The organism is Bacillus sp. PPSBB_2, assembly GCF_045291115.1.
In the GTDB taxonomy this organism is placed as follows: domain Bacteria; phylum Bacillota; class Bacilli; order Bacillales; family Bacillaceae_G; genus Bacillus_A; species Bacillus_A cereus.
Genome location: NZ_CP147983.1, coordinates 821,061 through 834,790 on the forward strand (window position 1 = coordinate 821,061; position 13,730 = coordinate 834,790).

Sequence of the window (13,730 nt, forward strand, 5' to 3'; positions counted from 1 at the left end):
GTCAATTAAGTTGACTATATGTAATACCTATTGTACTATACATAATATAGTCAATCAAATTGACTATATTATGTCGGTAGAACAAATAATGATTTATATAATATAGAATCAATGGAGGTTTCACATGGTTAATATCGTGAAAATTAGAGGGAGTGTATTTGCACCATATGCATCGCTGGAACCTATTAAGGACCTGCAACAGGAAGAGTGTTTGAATATGCTGGAGATGCACGTGAGTTTACACCACAAGCAGTGAACACAAAGCGTTCAAGGTTAGAACAAGAAGTGAATATTGATTTTTATAAAAGAGAAATTTTCACATATGCAGATGCTTGTATCGTCACCGTGAAGATTACAAATTCAGATGGCTCAATTGAGTATCAAAAGGGAGAAACAAGTACAGAAAACATTGTATGTACAAATATTGTATGGAGTGAAGATGAAGTTTCATTTGAAATGAGAGCAAGTGCAAGTAATCCTTTAAACGCAGCAGCACCTGCAGCTGATTATTTTTTGACTATACGAGCTAATGAAAGTGGTACTGTGAATATTGAAGGTGTACATGATGGTTTCCCTTGCTATGAATTTTATAAACAAGTAGATTTTGGTTCGTTTGAATTGATATACACACATGATTTCAGAAAAACGGATGATACCCCAGCAGCACTAGCTGGAGAGATGGAATATAGCTTTAAAACGACAGTCTAAACATAAATATAGCGTTATTTTTTAGAAGGAAATAGAAAAGTAAAAGAGAAATCTATTGGTTTTAGGATTGAAATTATGGTCTGTTTTATTTAATAAGCATTCAGCATCTAAAATAAAATTATAGAGGTGTTTCTTATGACTAATATCGTGAAAATTAGAGCCAGTGTATTTATTCCAATGTCTTGGACTGAGGCTAAGAAGGATATGGAAACAGGAAAAGTAATTCAATTCGAAGGTGATTCACGTGAATTCACACCGTATGCGGTAAATGCGATGCGCTCTAGAGTTGAGCAAGAGGTAGTAGTTGATTTCTATAAAGAAGAAGTGTTTTCATATGCGAACACGGGTATTACGACCGAGAAGATTACAAGTCCAGATGGTTCTGTGAGTAAAAGAACAGGGAAAGCAAGTACAGAAAATATTGTGTGCACTGATATCACATGGAATTCTGAAGGTGTGCAATTCAAAATGAGTGCGAGTGCAAGTAATCCATTAAATGTATATGCACCTCCTGTGGATTATGTATTAAATGTATGTGTGAAACAGGATGGTAGTATTGATATTCAAGGGGAGCATGATGGATTCCCTTGTTTTGAATTTTATAAGCAAGTAGATTTCGGTTCATTTGAAAAAATATATACACATGATTTTAGAGAAACTGGTGATACAGCGGCAGCCCTAGGCGGGAACATGGAGTATAGTTTTACAAAGAGATTATAGGAAGTATGACGATAGAACGATGGATGGCTTCATTCGTAAAGAACTTGGAAATATCTAAGTTCTTTTTTTGTTTCAAATTTGTGAAAGAAAGACATATTGATTGAAAATAAATTTTTTATACTCTATCATATACCCATACAGGTATAGGTTTTTCTGTGTGATGCATGAGAAAATTAAATAATATGGAGGTTCGAAATATGTCTAGAAAAATTGTTGTAGTAGGCGGAGTTGCTGGCGGGGCATCAGTAGCTGCAAGGCTTCGTCGTTTAAGTGAGGAAGATGAAATTATTATGGTTGAACGCGGTGAATACATTTCGTTCGCAAACTGTGGATTGCCATATTATATTGGCGGTGTCATTACAGAAAGACAAAAGTTATTAGTACAAACTGTTGAAAGGATGTCAAAACGTTTTAATTTAGATATACGTGTATTGAGTGAAGTTGTAAAGATTAATAAAGAAGAGAAAACAATTACGATAAAGAATGTAACTACAGATGAAACATATAACGAGGAATATGATGTTTTGATTCTTTCACCAGGGGCGAAACCAATTGTTCCACCTATTCCGGGCATTGAAGAAGCGAAGGCGTTGTTTACGTTACGAAATGTACCTGATACAGATCGTATAAAAGCGTATATTGATGAGAAGAAACCACGTCATGCGACGGTTATTGGTGGAGGATTTATTGGAGTGGAAATGGTTGAGAATTTAAGAGAACGCGGGATTGAGGTTACTCTTGTAGAGATGGCAAATCAAGTGATGCCACCAATTGATTACGAAATGGCGGCATATGTACATGAGCATATGAAGGTGCACAATGTTGAGCTTGTTTTTGAAGATGGTGTAGATGCGTTAGAAGAGAATGGGACTGTTGTACGTTTAAAAAGTGGCTCAGTTATAAAAACAGATATGATTATTTTAGCAATTGGTGTACAACCAGAGAGTAGTTTAGCGAAAGATGCAGGATTATCATTAGGAGTTAGAGGAACGATAAAGGTAAATGAGAAATTTCAAACATCTGACCCATATGTATATGCAATTGGTGATGCGATTGAAGTGAAAGATTTTGTTACAGAAACAGAAACGATGATTCCTTTAGCGTGGCCCGCTAATCGTCAAGGTCGTATGTTAGCAGATATTATTCATGGCCATACGGAGTCTTTATATAAAGGTACGATGGGAACTTCTGTGGCTAAAGTTTTTGATTTAACAGTTGCTTCGACTGGAGTAAATGAGAAAATATTAAAACGATTAAATATACCCTATGAGGTAGTACATGTACAGGCAAATTCTCATGCAGGATACTATCCGAATGCTACGCCAGTGCTAATAAAATTAATTTTTAATAAAGATAGCGGAAAGATTTACGGAGCACAGGCTTTAGGGCGTGACGGGGTAGATAAGCGTATAGATGTTATCGCGACGGCAATGAAGGCAAACTTAGCTGTAATCGATTTACCAGATTTAGAATTATCATATGCCCCGCCGTATTCTTCTGCAAAAGATCCAGTAAACATGGTGGGGTATGCCGCAAGTAATATAGTAAATGGTTTTGTGGAAACGGTACAATGGCATGAAATAGATCGTATTGTTGACAATGGTGGATATCTTATAGATGTTCGGGAGCCCAATGAACTAAAACAAGGAATGATTAAAGGCTCTATTAATATTCCGTTAGATGAATTACGTGATCGATTGGATGAAGTGCCAATGGGCAAAGAAATATATATCACTTGTCAACTTGGTATGAGAGGGTATGTTGCAGCGCGCATGTTAATGGAAAAAGGATATAAGGTAAAGAATGTAGATGGTGGTTTTAAATTGTATGGGACAGTACTGCCAGAACGTGTTGTATATTGATATTTTTCATCTGCTACTTCAAGATTTAGTGGAAGATAAAAACTTATAGATTAAGGTTTTATTTTTTGTTTTGCGAACATATAAGGTGAAAATTTAAAATAGGGGTTTACAAAATACCCTATAGGGTATAATATATTGTCATAGGTTATAAATAGTGACATAATGGTAATGAGGTGATTATAGGATGGAATATAATCAAGATATGAAAAATAGATTGAAACGTATTGAAGGTCAAGTTCGTGGTGTGCTTCGTATGATGGAAGAAGGAAAGGATTGCCGAGAAGTTATTACACAGTTAACGGCATCTCGTTCTGCCCTTGATCGTACAATTGGGCTCGTTGTTGGAACGAATTTAGAGCAATGTTTGCGTGAACAGTTTGAAAGTGGTAATGGTTCAAATGAAGAGTTAATTAAAGAAGCTGTTCAATTACTTGTAAAAAGCCGATAATCTGTCAAACATAATTGTTGACAGATTTTCAAAAACATTTTAATATACCCCTGCAGGTATATGTATATAAATTGTGGAGGAATCGATTATGAATATAAAAGTGGATATGAGTTTAGATTGTAAAGGGTTGGCTTGTCCGATGCCGATTGTGAAAACGAAGAAGGCGATAGAGGGATTAGCACCAGGGCAAGTGATTGAAGTTAAGGCAACAGATAAAGGTTCTACGGTAGATATAAAAAGTTGGGCGAGTAAAGTAGGACATCAATATATCGGGACGAAACAAGAGGGCGATGTTTTGATGCATTACATTAGGAAAGCGCATGAGCATGAAGTGAATGAAGTAGCAAAGTATCCTCATACAATTACGAATGCAGAGTTGGAAGAGATATTATTAAGTGAGGAAGAGTGTATTGTATTAGATGTTCGAGAAGCAGCGGAATTCGCTTTTGGTCATATTCCATCGGCCATTTCGATGCCGTTAGGAGAGTTAGACAGTGCAGCGTTAGATCAGACGAAACAAATTTATGTTGTTTGCCGAACTGGTAACCGTAGTGATGTAGCTTGCCACATGTTGAAAGAGCAAGGTTATGCAAATGTGAAAAATGTCATTCCAGGTATGTTAGAGTGGCAAGGGAATGTGAAAAAATAAAATTTTTTAAATGAAAATATACCTATGGGGGTAATTAAATGAGTGTTAAATCGTTAAAAGCGAAAGATGTTGCAGAGAAAGTTTTATTCGGAGAGTTGTTTATTTTAGATGTTCGTAATGAGAAGGATTATGAAGATTGGAAAATTGAAGGAAAACAAGTTTCTTCTATTAATAAACCTTATTTTGATTTGTTAGATGGTGTAGAACATATTGTAAGTGAATTACCTAAGGATAAAGATGTTTTAGTAGTATGTGCAAAAGAAGGGTCTTCTATATTTGTGGCAGAGCAGTTAACAGAGGCTGGATTAGAAAATATTTATTATTTAGCTGGTGGTATGAAGGCATGGAGTGAACATGTAAAGCCTGTAAAAGTTGGAGATTTAAAAAATGGCGGAAGTATGTATCAGTTTAACCGTCTTGGAAAAGGCTGTTTATCTTATATGGTCATTTCAAACGGTGAAGCAGCAGTTATTGATGCAGTAAGAACAGTTGAAGCGTATGAAGAATTTGCGAAAGAGCATGGCGTTACGATTACGAATGTAATGGATACACATTTACATGCAGACCATATTTCTGGAGGACGTAAGTTAGCGGAAAAGGTAGGTGGTACGTATTGGTTACCACCAAAAGATGCAGAGGAAGTTGTTTTCTCATACGAACCGCTTGTTGAAGGATCTGTTATTACGGTGGGGGGTACTAAAATGGTAATTGACGCATTATACTCACCAGGACATACGATTGGAAGTACGTCATTCATTGTAGATGATTCTTATTTATTATCAGGCGATATTTTATTTGTAGATTCAATTGGGCGTCCTGATCTTGCTGGTAAGGCTGAAGATTGGGTGAGTGATTTACGTAATACTTTGTATAGCCGATATAAAGAGCTATCTCAAAATTTAGTTGTGTTACCGGCTCATTATTCAAAAATAAGTGAAATGAACGAAAGTGGTATTGTTAGTGCAAAATTAAAAGATTTATTTGAGCATAATGCAGGATTAAATATTGAGGATGAGGGAGAGTTCCGTAAAGTTGTAACAGAAAACTTACCACCTCAGCCAAATGCATATGAAGAAATTCGTCAAACCAATATGGGTAAAATTCACCCAAGTGTGGATAAAGAGCGTGAAATGGAGATTGGTCCAAATCGTTGTGCAGTGCACGAATAATGAAATAAATAAAAAATGGAGGAATTGATGATGAATATAAAACAAGTGTTAGATGCGAAAGGTTTAGCATGTCCAATGCCGATTGTAAGAACAAAGAGAGCAATGGATGCTCTACAAACTGGAGAAGTGTTAGAAATACATGTAACGGATAAAGGGTCAGTTAAGGATATTCCAGCGTGGGCAAATAAATGTGGCCATGACATCGTAAAGCTTGAAGAAGAAGGCGATGTGCTGAAGTTTTGGATTAGGAAGGCGTAGTGAAGCAATAGTTTTGTAAATATAGAGAGGTTGGTTATATGAACACAATATTAAGTACGCTTTTCATTGTACTTGCTGCATGGTTTGTTATTTCACGATTTTTACCAGTGAAAGGTGTGCAAAATATAAATGGCAAAGAATTGAAAAGTATAGTGGGGAAAAAGGGGAAGTATTTTATTGATGTCCGTACAGTAGGTGAATATAGAGGGAATCATATGAAAGGCTTTCAAAATATCCCCCTAAATGATCTAGCAAGTAAGGCGAATCAATTAGATAAGAATAAGGAAGTAATCGTTATTTGCCAAAGTGGAATGAGAAGTAAGCAAGCAGGAAAGGTATTGAAAAAACTAGGGTTTCAGCAAGTAATAAACGTTTCAGGTGGTATGAATGGTTTGTGAGGAGGAAATTTAAAATGAAAGAAATGACTACAAAAGAATTAGAAGAAAAATTGTTGCGTAAAGAAGCGGTAAATATTGTGGATGTACGTGAAGTAGAAGAAGTAGCTGAAGGGAAAATTCCAGAAGCATGTAATATTCCACTAGGACTATTAGAGTTTCGTATGCATGAATTAAATAAAAATTAGGAATATATTATCGTTTGTCGTTCAGGCGGGAGAAGTGCAAGAGCTGTTCAATTTTTAGAAAGTTACGGTTTTCAAGTAATCAATGTGGTAGGTGGTATGTTAGCTTGGGAAGGAAAAGTAGAATAGGGAGAAACAATTTTTATAAATAAAAATACCCCTATAGGTAATTGGAGGGAGAACAATATGGAACAACAGAAGAAAACAACAATCGTTTTATTTAGCGGAGATTACGATAAAGCAATGGCTGCTTATATTATTGCAAATGGTGCAGCGGCGTATGATCAAGAGGTTACTATTTTTCATACTTTCTGGGGATTAAATGCTTTAAGGAAAGATGAACATGTGAATGTAAAGAAAACATTTATAGAAAAAGTATTTGGAAGAATGATGCCACGCGGTGCTGATAAGATGGGGTTATCCAAAATGAATTTTGCTGGTATGGGACCAAAGATGATTAAAGGCATTATGAAAAAACATAATGCAATGCCTTTGCCAGATTTAATTGATTTGGCAAAAGAACAGGGGATTAAACTTGTAGCTTGTCAAATGACAGTAGATTTATTAGGGTTAAAAGAGGAAGAGATTATGGAAGGCGTAGAGTTTGCAGGTGTAGGGGCATATTTAGCAGATGCTTCGGATGGGAATGTAAACTTATTCATTTAATCACCTTCTTTTTAGAAGGAGGGGGATGTAAGGTGAGTGGAGTATTATTACTTTTTATAATTGGGTTTATAGGATCGTTTATATCAGGAATGGTTGGAATTGGCGGTGCAATTATTAATTATCCGATGATCTTATATATTCCGGTATTGTTAGGATTTACTGGCTATACGTCACATGAAGTGAGCGGTATTACAGCAGTACAAGTATTCTTTGCAACTTTTGCAGGTGCCTGGGCATATCGGAAAAGTACTGATATGAATAAAATGTTAGTTGTGTATATGGGAGCTAGTATATTAATAGGAAGTTTTATAGGAAGTTTTAGTGCAAATCTATTAGATGAACACGCTGTAAATGTTGTTTATACAGTATTGGCGACCATTGCAGCTATGATGATGTTTGTACCGAAGAAAAATAATAGTGGAGCAGTTAAGTATAATAAATGGTTAGCAAGTGTGTTAGCGTTTATTGTAGGAGGTGTTTCGGGCATTATTGGAGCTGGAGGTGCGTTTCTTTTAGTTCCTATTATGCTAGTTATTTTAAAATTACCATTGCGCATGACGATAGCGACATCTATCGCTATTACGTTTATTTCCTCAGTAGGGATTACGACTGGAAAAGTGATTACTGGACAAGTAGTTATCATTCCAGCTCTAATTATTGCAGTTGCAAGTATATTTGCTGCGCCACTTGGAGCGCGAGTCGGGAAGAGGATAAATCAAAAAGTACTACAATATATGTTATCGATTTTAATTGTCGGCACTGCTGTTAAGATGTGGATTGATATGATATCGAAATAAAAGGATGGGCTGCTTGCAGCCCATCCTTTTATTTATGCCCAAATAACTTTCATTAAGTTTTTATATTCGTCATTCGCTAATTTATATAGCATTCTCGTATGTTCAAAGACAAGTGCTGGATTAAAGTTTGGTTCTGAGAATGCAAGAGATGTTGAAATATCAATTGCATTTTGCTTATTTAATGTGAATTTTGCAAAGCGATAAGATGTATTTAATTCATTGATGACATGTAAAATATCATTTGTTGATGTTGCATCAGGTACGTGAGCAACATTGAAGCAGTATATATCCACCGTAGGATGTTCGGTTTGGAAAGCAGCGATAAGTTGAATTTTTGCGCCAGCTTCAGTCTCTAATCCTACTGAAAAATGAACAGAGCCATCATTTTCATCTATATTTTCTTCCATGTATATATCGTTGGATTTTAAGTAGTCTTTAAAATCTGAGATGTTATGTTTTACTGCAGCTTTCATATGTATGAGCCCCCTGATAATTGGAATAGATTGCTACTATTTATTATAATTTAAAAATATTAAAAAAGATAGTTAGAAAGTTCTGATTTTTAATTCTGAAGAGGGTGTTGCAAAACTAAAATAAACATGCAATGTTATGAATCAGAAAAACTAGCTGAACATGCAATAGATAGCGATTTTGACCATACCAACGTGGCTGTTCCAACCCTTTATCTTTGAGTTTACTAAACTGTTGTTCAATTTTCCTACGTTCTTTCATCAATTGTTTACCAAAGATAGTTTGTATAAAATGAGATAATACACGACGATGTGTACTCTTATTTTGTTCACCATTCCTAGGATTGATTGGATTCATGGCAAAGATGTTACATGTTCGTGCAATTTCATAAATACGTTGACTATCGTAAGCAGCATCTGCAACGGAAAATAACACATTTTGATCTTTTATATCCTGAAGCAATACAGNACCACAAGATACACGAAATGAAGGATATTGATGCAAAAAACGTGTTAATTTGCGTAAAGAGTCAATTTGAAATACAGTTTTCAAGAAAAAGCATTTCAGTAAGGCTTTTCTACAGATTGGTGGGCGACCTGTCACAGGCGGAACGCCTTCAATAGTTAAACTGTCTACGTATGCAAATAAAATCTGTAAAATGGATTGATTTTCATCAAATTTGGTTATCATACTAGTAAATCCGTCCTTTCTGGAGATAGTTTCGGTTACTATCATTTTTCCAGGAAAACGGATTTTTTTATGCATTCATTTTTGGATATTTATGAGTTTTGCAACACCCTCTCTGAAGAAATAAAAAGAAGCCGTACTCTACCTCCATAGAGTACGGCTTCTTTACTATTCATTGTCGTTAGACGATGTTTCTGTATCTTCACTGCTATTTTTGTTCTTATTTTTCACTTCATTGTTACTTGATTCGCGTTCACTTGAATTTTCAGACTTAGATTCTTTTGTCTTTTTCGAATCAGAGTCTGAGTCAAACTTTGTATATGCAGGTAGCCCAAGATGAGTACGAAGTTCATTTGTAACATTAGCTAATTCTTTTTTATCTGGATTGTAGTAGTAAGTTCGACCACCACCAGCAGATTTGCTACAAGTATCGTCACCTTTTGCCATATAGCAATCATCACCTTGGATTTGTAATTTCTCAATTTCCGAATCCGATCCATATTTATAGAATGAAAGCATATCATCAAATGTTAAGTTTGTAACGAATTGTCCGTTAATATCATCAATGATGTTGCCAACTTTTGTTACAGAACCAACACTTGTTAGTTTCTTTAAAATAGCCTCGATAACGAGTTGTTGACGTTGTCCACGCATTGCATCACTATCGATGTGTCTTGTTCTAGCAAGAGCAAGAGCTTCTTCGCCATTTAGCTTTTGAACACCTTTTTCTAGGTGAATAGCCTCAGCATTATCATTGCTATCTTGCTCAGTAAATTCAACTGGTACATCAACTTCAACACCGCCCAAGTCATCGACGATTTTTATAAATGATTTAAAGTTGAATTTTACAAAATAATCGACAGGAACATTCATTAATTTTTCAACTGCATCAATGCTTGCTTGTGGTCCACCATTTTTTCCGTTTTTAGCAGAACCGAATGCATGAGCGTGTGTAATTTTATCTTTTTTCTTTTCTATTGGAATATAAGTATATGTGTCACGTGGAATACTTAATAGTTTAACAGTTTTGCTATCTTTATTAAATGTTGCAAGTAAAAGCGCGTCTGTTCTTATAGCTTCACCATATTCTTTTCCACGGACATCGCTTTCATCAACACCCATTATTAAAACAGAGACATTGTTTGTAATAGGTTTTACAGCCTTATCACGTAAATCAGATTTATCACCGCGTGCTAAATCGTGTGCGGCATTTCGAACAGCAGAAGATGCTTTATTTACTAAAAACCAAGTATAACCGCCGCCTATTAATAAAACGAATAGTATAGCGCTTATAATAATTTTTATTTTTTTCTTATTTTTTTTCGGTTTATTGCGTGTATTTTCTTGCAAAGATGGGTTTTGCTCCATTTCCTGTACTCCTTCATTTGGATTGAAATACGACACTCATATCCACTTATTATAATGAAATTTAGCGAAAAAAAACATTACAAAACATTTACATTTCGTAAAAATTCAATATATTTATAAAAAGTCAGATTTTCTATATTATCTTTTTTAGATGTAGAATAAGTATAAGTTGTTTTAGTAGAAATGAAAATATGTATTGTGAGAAAGTGATAGAGAAGTAAGATTTGTTGAAATATAGCCAAGAAGAAATGAGTAAGCTTACTTATTTCTTCTATATAATAAAGAAGAATTTGACGGATAAAGGAGAGAGCATAATGAATCATACATCATTCCGAGCAATCGTTGTGAACGAAAAGGAAAATCATCAGTTTGTAAGAAAAGTTGTTGAGAGAGAAGTAAGTAGTTTACCTGAAGGAGACGTGTTAATACAGGTTCATTATTCTTCATTAAATTATAAAGATGCTCTTTCAGCTACTGGTAATAAGGGTGTTACGAGAACATATCCTCATACGCCAGGAATTGATGCTGCAGGAGTGGTTGTGAGTAGTGAAGATGCTACCATTAAAGCAGGAGATCAAGTTATTGTAACGGGATATGACTTAGGTATGAATACCTCTGGTGGTTTCGGAGAATATATTCGCGTGCCATCATCTTGGGTCGTGCCTTTACCGGAAGGAATGTCATTAAAGGAAAGTATGATGTATGGGACAGCAGGTTTTACTGCGGCTTTGTCGGTATATAAGCTTATTGGAGCAGGAATCAAGCCTAGTATGGGAGATGTTTTAGTAACGGGTGCTACAGGCGGCGTAGGGAGTGTAGCTGTTAGTATATTAAGTAAGTTAGGGTTTAACGTAGTAGGAGCGACAGGAAAAATGGAAGAGGAAGATATGCTACTACGTCTAGGAGTGAAAAAAGTGATTCATCGCGCGGAATTGAATGATGAATCAGGAAGACCGATGTTAAAAGGGATATACGCGGGAGTTATCGATACTGTAGGTGGACATATGCTAGAAACAGCTTTAAAAACAGTAAAGTATGGTGGTTGTGTAACGACATGCGGTAATGTGGCAGGCCAGGAACTACAAACAACGGTATATCCGTTTATTTTACGAGGCATAAGCCTTTTAGGGATAGATTCCGTGCAATGCCCAGTAGATGTGAGAAGAGATGTTTGGACGCTTTTAGCGAAAGAATGGGGAAATAAAGAGTTACTATCTTATACAGAAGAATGTACATTAGAAGAATTAGAGAAGAAGTTTGCACTTATATTGCAAGGAAAGTTAAAAGGAAGAACAGTTGTTAAAATATAATGAAAAAAGAGACGCTTAAGTTAGCGTCTCTTTCTTATTATAATGATTGTTTTAGATTGATTTTTCCTTGTTCACCTAAAACACCGTCAGCGATATTTACAGCGTGATCGCCAATGCGCTCTAAGTTACTTACCATATCGACGAAGATGATACTTGCATCACCTGAACAGCTGCGTTCGTTTAGACGTAATACGTGACGTTTACGAAGAACACGTTCCATTTGGTCGATTTTGCGTTCTTTGGCAATAACAGTTTGAGCTAGTTCAGTATCGAAGTTTGTTAAAGCTTCAACTGAGTCTTGTAGTGTTGAAATTGTTAACTCAAGCATTTCGTTTAATTCAGCTAATGCTTCATCTGATAGTGAAACACGGTTTGAAATTTGGAAATCTACAAGTTCTACAAGGTTTTCTACATGATCACCGACACGTTCAATATCTCCAACAACACCTGCTAAAACAGAATGTTTTTCAGAATCTGTAGGTGAAAGTGGCTTTTCTGATAGTAAAACTAAATACTCGGTAATTTTTTTATCTAAATTGTTAATAGCTCCTTCTAATTGAGTAGCCATGTTTGCGTGTTTTTTGTCTTGTGTATTTAAAAATTGATTTGCTTCTTTTAATCCATGTAATGAGAACTCAGCCATACGGATAATCTCTTTTTGAGCTTCAGTTAAAGCGATGGCTGGAGATTGTTCAATAAAGATTGGATTTAAATGTTGTGGTTTGAAGTCAATCGCTGCATCTTCACCACGAATAATTTTTGTTACGATCCATGCTAACACTGCAATGAACGGGAATTGAATGATTGTATTTGTTACGTTAAATGTTCCGTGTGCAAATGCAATAGTCATTTCTGGATTCAAGTTTAATGATGTTTGGAAATATTGAATTAAACTTGTAAATGGTATTAATAAAATTGTAAAGATAATTGTACCGATAATATTAAAGATAACGTGAACTAATGCTGCACGTCTTGCTGCAATTGAAGTACCGATTGCTGCTAATACAGCTGTAATTGTTGTACCGATGTTATCACCGAATAATACAGGAAGAGCTGCTTGTAAATCGATTGCACCTTGCCCGAATAGTTCTTGTAAAATACCGATAGTTGCACTTGAGCTTTGTACAATTAAAGTAAAGACTGTACCGACAACAATTCCTAAAATTGGATTATCACTCATGCTAACTGTTAATTCTTGGAATGATTCTAAAGAACGAAGAGGTTTCATACCTGCACTCATTAACTCTAAACCGAAGAATAACATACCAAAACCGAATACAACTTGACCTACAGAATGTACTTTTTTATTTTTAAAGAAGAATAGTAAGATTGCTCCAATTGCCATAACTGGGAGAGCATATTCTCCGATTTTAATTCCGATAATAAATGCAGTAACTGTCGTACCGATGTTTGCACCCATAATAACACCGATTGCTTGTCTTAATGTCATAAATCCGGCACTTACAAGTCCGACTGTTAAAGCGGTTGTTCCTGAACTGGATTGGATTAATACAGTAACTAACATACCTGCTAGTACACCCATAAGTGGGTTTGTTGTAAAACGATCTAGAATATCGCGAAGACGATCTCCAGCTGCTTGTTGCAGTCCATCGCCCATGTATTTAATCCCGAATAAGAAAATACCTAATCCACCAATGAACTGGAAGATCATATCTTGAACATTATATTCCACGCATTCCACTCCTTAAATTTCATGTACGATGTAATTATTAACTGAACCTTGAGTCACTGTAAACGGTTTGCTAGTAAAATTTACACTAAATTTACAAAGGAAAGAAAAGTTTACAATCCCTTAAAGAAACAACTGCATTTCGTTGGTTTTTACCTTGTATAAATCTTAATCTTGTAAAGAAATCACACTTTTTAGAATAATATTGTTCAGTCGAATATCAAGGAAAGTATCTGCGAGTTCATCGTATATTTTTTGATGAAAGTTAAGAAAATATGTAGGGAAATGCATGTAGTTTTAGAACAGCAAAATGAGGAAAAACAATTCTTTTAACATGATAAAAAAGC

Annotated in this window: 14 protein-coding genes and 2 pseudogenes; 12 read left to right on the forward strand and 4 right to left on the reverse strand. The window is 35.4% G+C overall.

Going from position 1 to position 13,730, the window contains the following annotated elements; genetic code table 11:
- Window positions 1-124 precede the first annotated feature (124 nt).
- The 11 genes and pseudogenes from V6946_RS04100 (at window position 125) to V6946_RS04150 (ending at window position 7,857) form a co-directional block, all read left to right on the forward strand.
- Window positions 125-708: pseudogene (locus V6946_RS04100) on the forward strand (DUF3238 domain-containing protein).
- 135 nt (window positions 709-843) lie between these two features.
- On the forward strand, window positions 844-1,428 hold the full coding sequence (locus V6946_RS04105) for a DUF3238 domain-containing protein (RefSeq protein ID WP_006914827.1): 585 nt from the start codon (window positions 844-846) through the stop codon (window positions 1,426-1,428).
- A gap of 197 nt (window positions 1,429-1,625) precedes the next feature.
- A complete protein-coding gene (cdr, locus tag V6946_RS04110; protein ID WP_006914829.1) occupies window positions 1,626-3,290 on the forward strand; it encodes a CoA-disulfide reductase in 1,665 nt (554 codons plus the stop codon).
- Between the two features lie 184 nt (window positions 3,291-3,474).
- On the forward strand, window positions 3,475-3,738 hold the full coding sequence (locus tag V6946_RS04115) for a metal-sensitive transcriptional regulator (RefSeq protein ID WP_000456206.1): 264 nt from the start codon (window positions 3,475-3,477) through the stop codon (window positions 3,736-3,738).
- An 88-nt stretch (window positions 3,739-3,826) separates the two neighbouring features.
- Complete coding sequence (locus V6946_RS04120) at window positions 3,827-4,387, forward strand: sulfurtransferase TusA family protein (RefSeq protein WP_006914915.1); 561 nt, start codon at window positions 3,827-3,829, stop codon at window positions 4,385-4,387.
- Window positions 4,388-4,425: 38 nt separating this feature from the next.
- A complete protein-coding gene (locus tag V6946_RS04125; protein WP_006914917.1) occupies window positions 4,426-5,556 on the forward strand; it encodes a rhodanese-like domain-containing protein in 1,131 nt (376 codons plus the stop codon).
- 27 nt (window positions 5,557-5,583) lie between these two features.
- Entirely contained in the window at window positions 5,584-5,814 is a 231-nt protein-coding gene (locus tag V6946_RS04130) for a sulfurtransferase TusA family protein (RefSeq protein ID WP_002093886.1), read from the forward strand.
- 38 nt (window positions 5,815-5,852) lie between these two features.
- Window positions 5,853-6,212 carry a rhodanese-like domain-containing protein gene (locus tag V6946_RS04135; protein ID WP_086411493.1) on the forward strand — a complete coding sequence of 120 codons (360 nt, stop codon included), beginning with the start codon at window positions 5,853-5,855 and terminating at the stop codon, window positions 6,210-6,212.
- Window positions 6,213-6,226: 14 nt separating this feature from the next.
- Window positions 6,227-6,523: pseudogene (locus V6946_RS04140) on the forward strand (rhodanese-like domain-containing protein).
- A gap of 57 nt (window positions 6,524-6,580) precedes the next feature.
- A complete protein-coding gene (locus V6946_RS04145; RefSeq protein WP_000437742.1) occupies window positions 6,581-7,060 on the forward strand; it encodes a DsrE/DsrF/DrsH-like family protein in 480 nt (159 codons plus the stop codon).
- 32 nt (window positions 7,061-7,092) lie between these two features.
- Entirely contained in the window at window positions 7,093-7,857 is a 765-nt protein-coding gene (locus V6946_RS04150; protein WP_000017251.1) for a sulfite exporter TauE/SafE family protein, read from the forward strand.
- 32 nt (window positions 7,858-7,889) lie between these two features.
- Here V6946_RS04150 and V6946_RS04155 read toward each other — a convergent pair whose 3' ends face one another.
- From V6946_RS04155 to V6946_RS04165, 3 genes are all read right to left on the reverse strand, one after another.
- A complete protein-coding gene (locus V6946_RS04155) occupies window positions 7,890-8,330 on the reverse strand; it encodes a hypothetical protein (RefSeq protein ID WP_406622240.1) in 441 nt (146 codons plus the stop codon).
- A gap of 115 nt (window positions 8,331-8,445) precedes the next feature.
- A complete protein-coding gene (locus V6946_RS04160) occupies window positions 8,446-9,018 on the reverse strand; it encodes a transposase (RefSeq protein WP_406622241.1) in 573 nt (190 codons plus the stop codon).
- Between the two features lie 165 nt (window positions 9,019-9,183).
- Window positions 9,184-10,383: an LCP family protein gene (locus V6946_RS04165; RefSeq protein WP_000437390.1), complete on the reverse strand. Its 1,200-nt coding sequence runs from the start codon at window positions 10,381-10,383 to the stop codon at window positions 9,184-9,186.
- 314 nt (window positions 10,384-10,697) lie between these two features.
- Here V6946_RS04165 and V6946_RS04170 point away from each other — a divergent pair, with 314 nt between their 5' ends.
- On the forward strand, window positions 10,698-11,693 hold the full coding sequence (locus V6946_RS04170; RefSeq protein WP_001016961.1) for a YhdH/YhfP family quinone oxidoreductase: 996 nt from the start codon (window positions 10,698-10,700) through the stop codon (window positions 11,691-11,693).
- Window positions 11,694-11,730: 37 nt separating this feature from the next.
- On the opposite strand, the gene V6946_RS04175 is transcribed toward V6946_RS04170, so the two are convergent.
- Window positions 11,731-13,386 carry a Na/Pi cotransporter family protein gene (locus V6946_RS04175; RefSeq protein ID WP_000456269.1) on the reverse strand — a complete coding sequence of 552 codons (1,656 nt, stop codon included), beginning with the start codon at window positions 13,384-13,386 and terminating at the stop codon, window positions 11,731-11,733.
- Window positions 13,387-13,730: the final 344 nt, after the last annotated feature.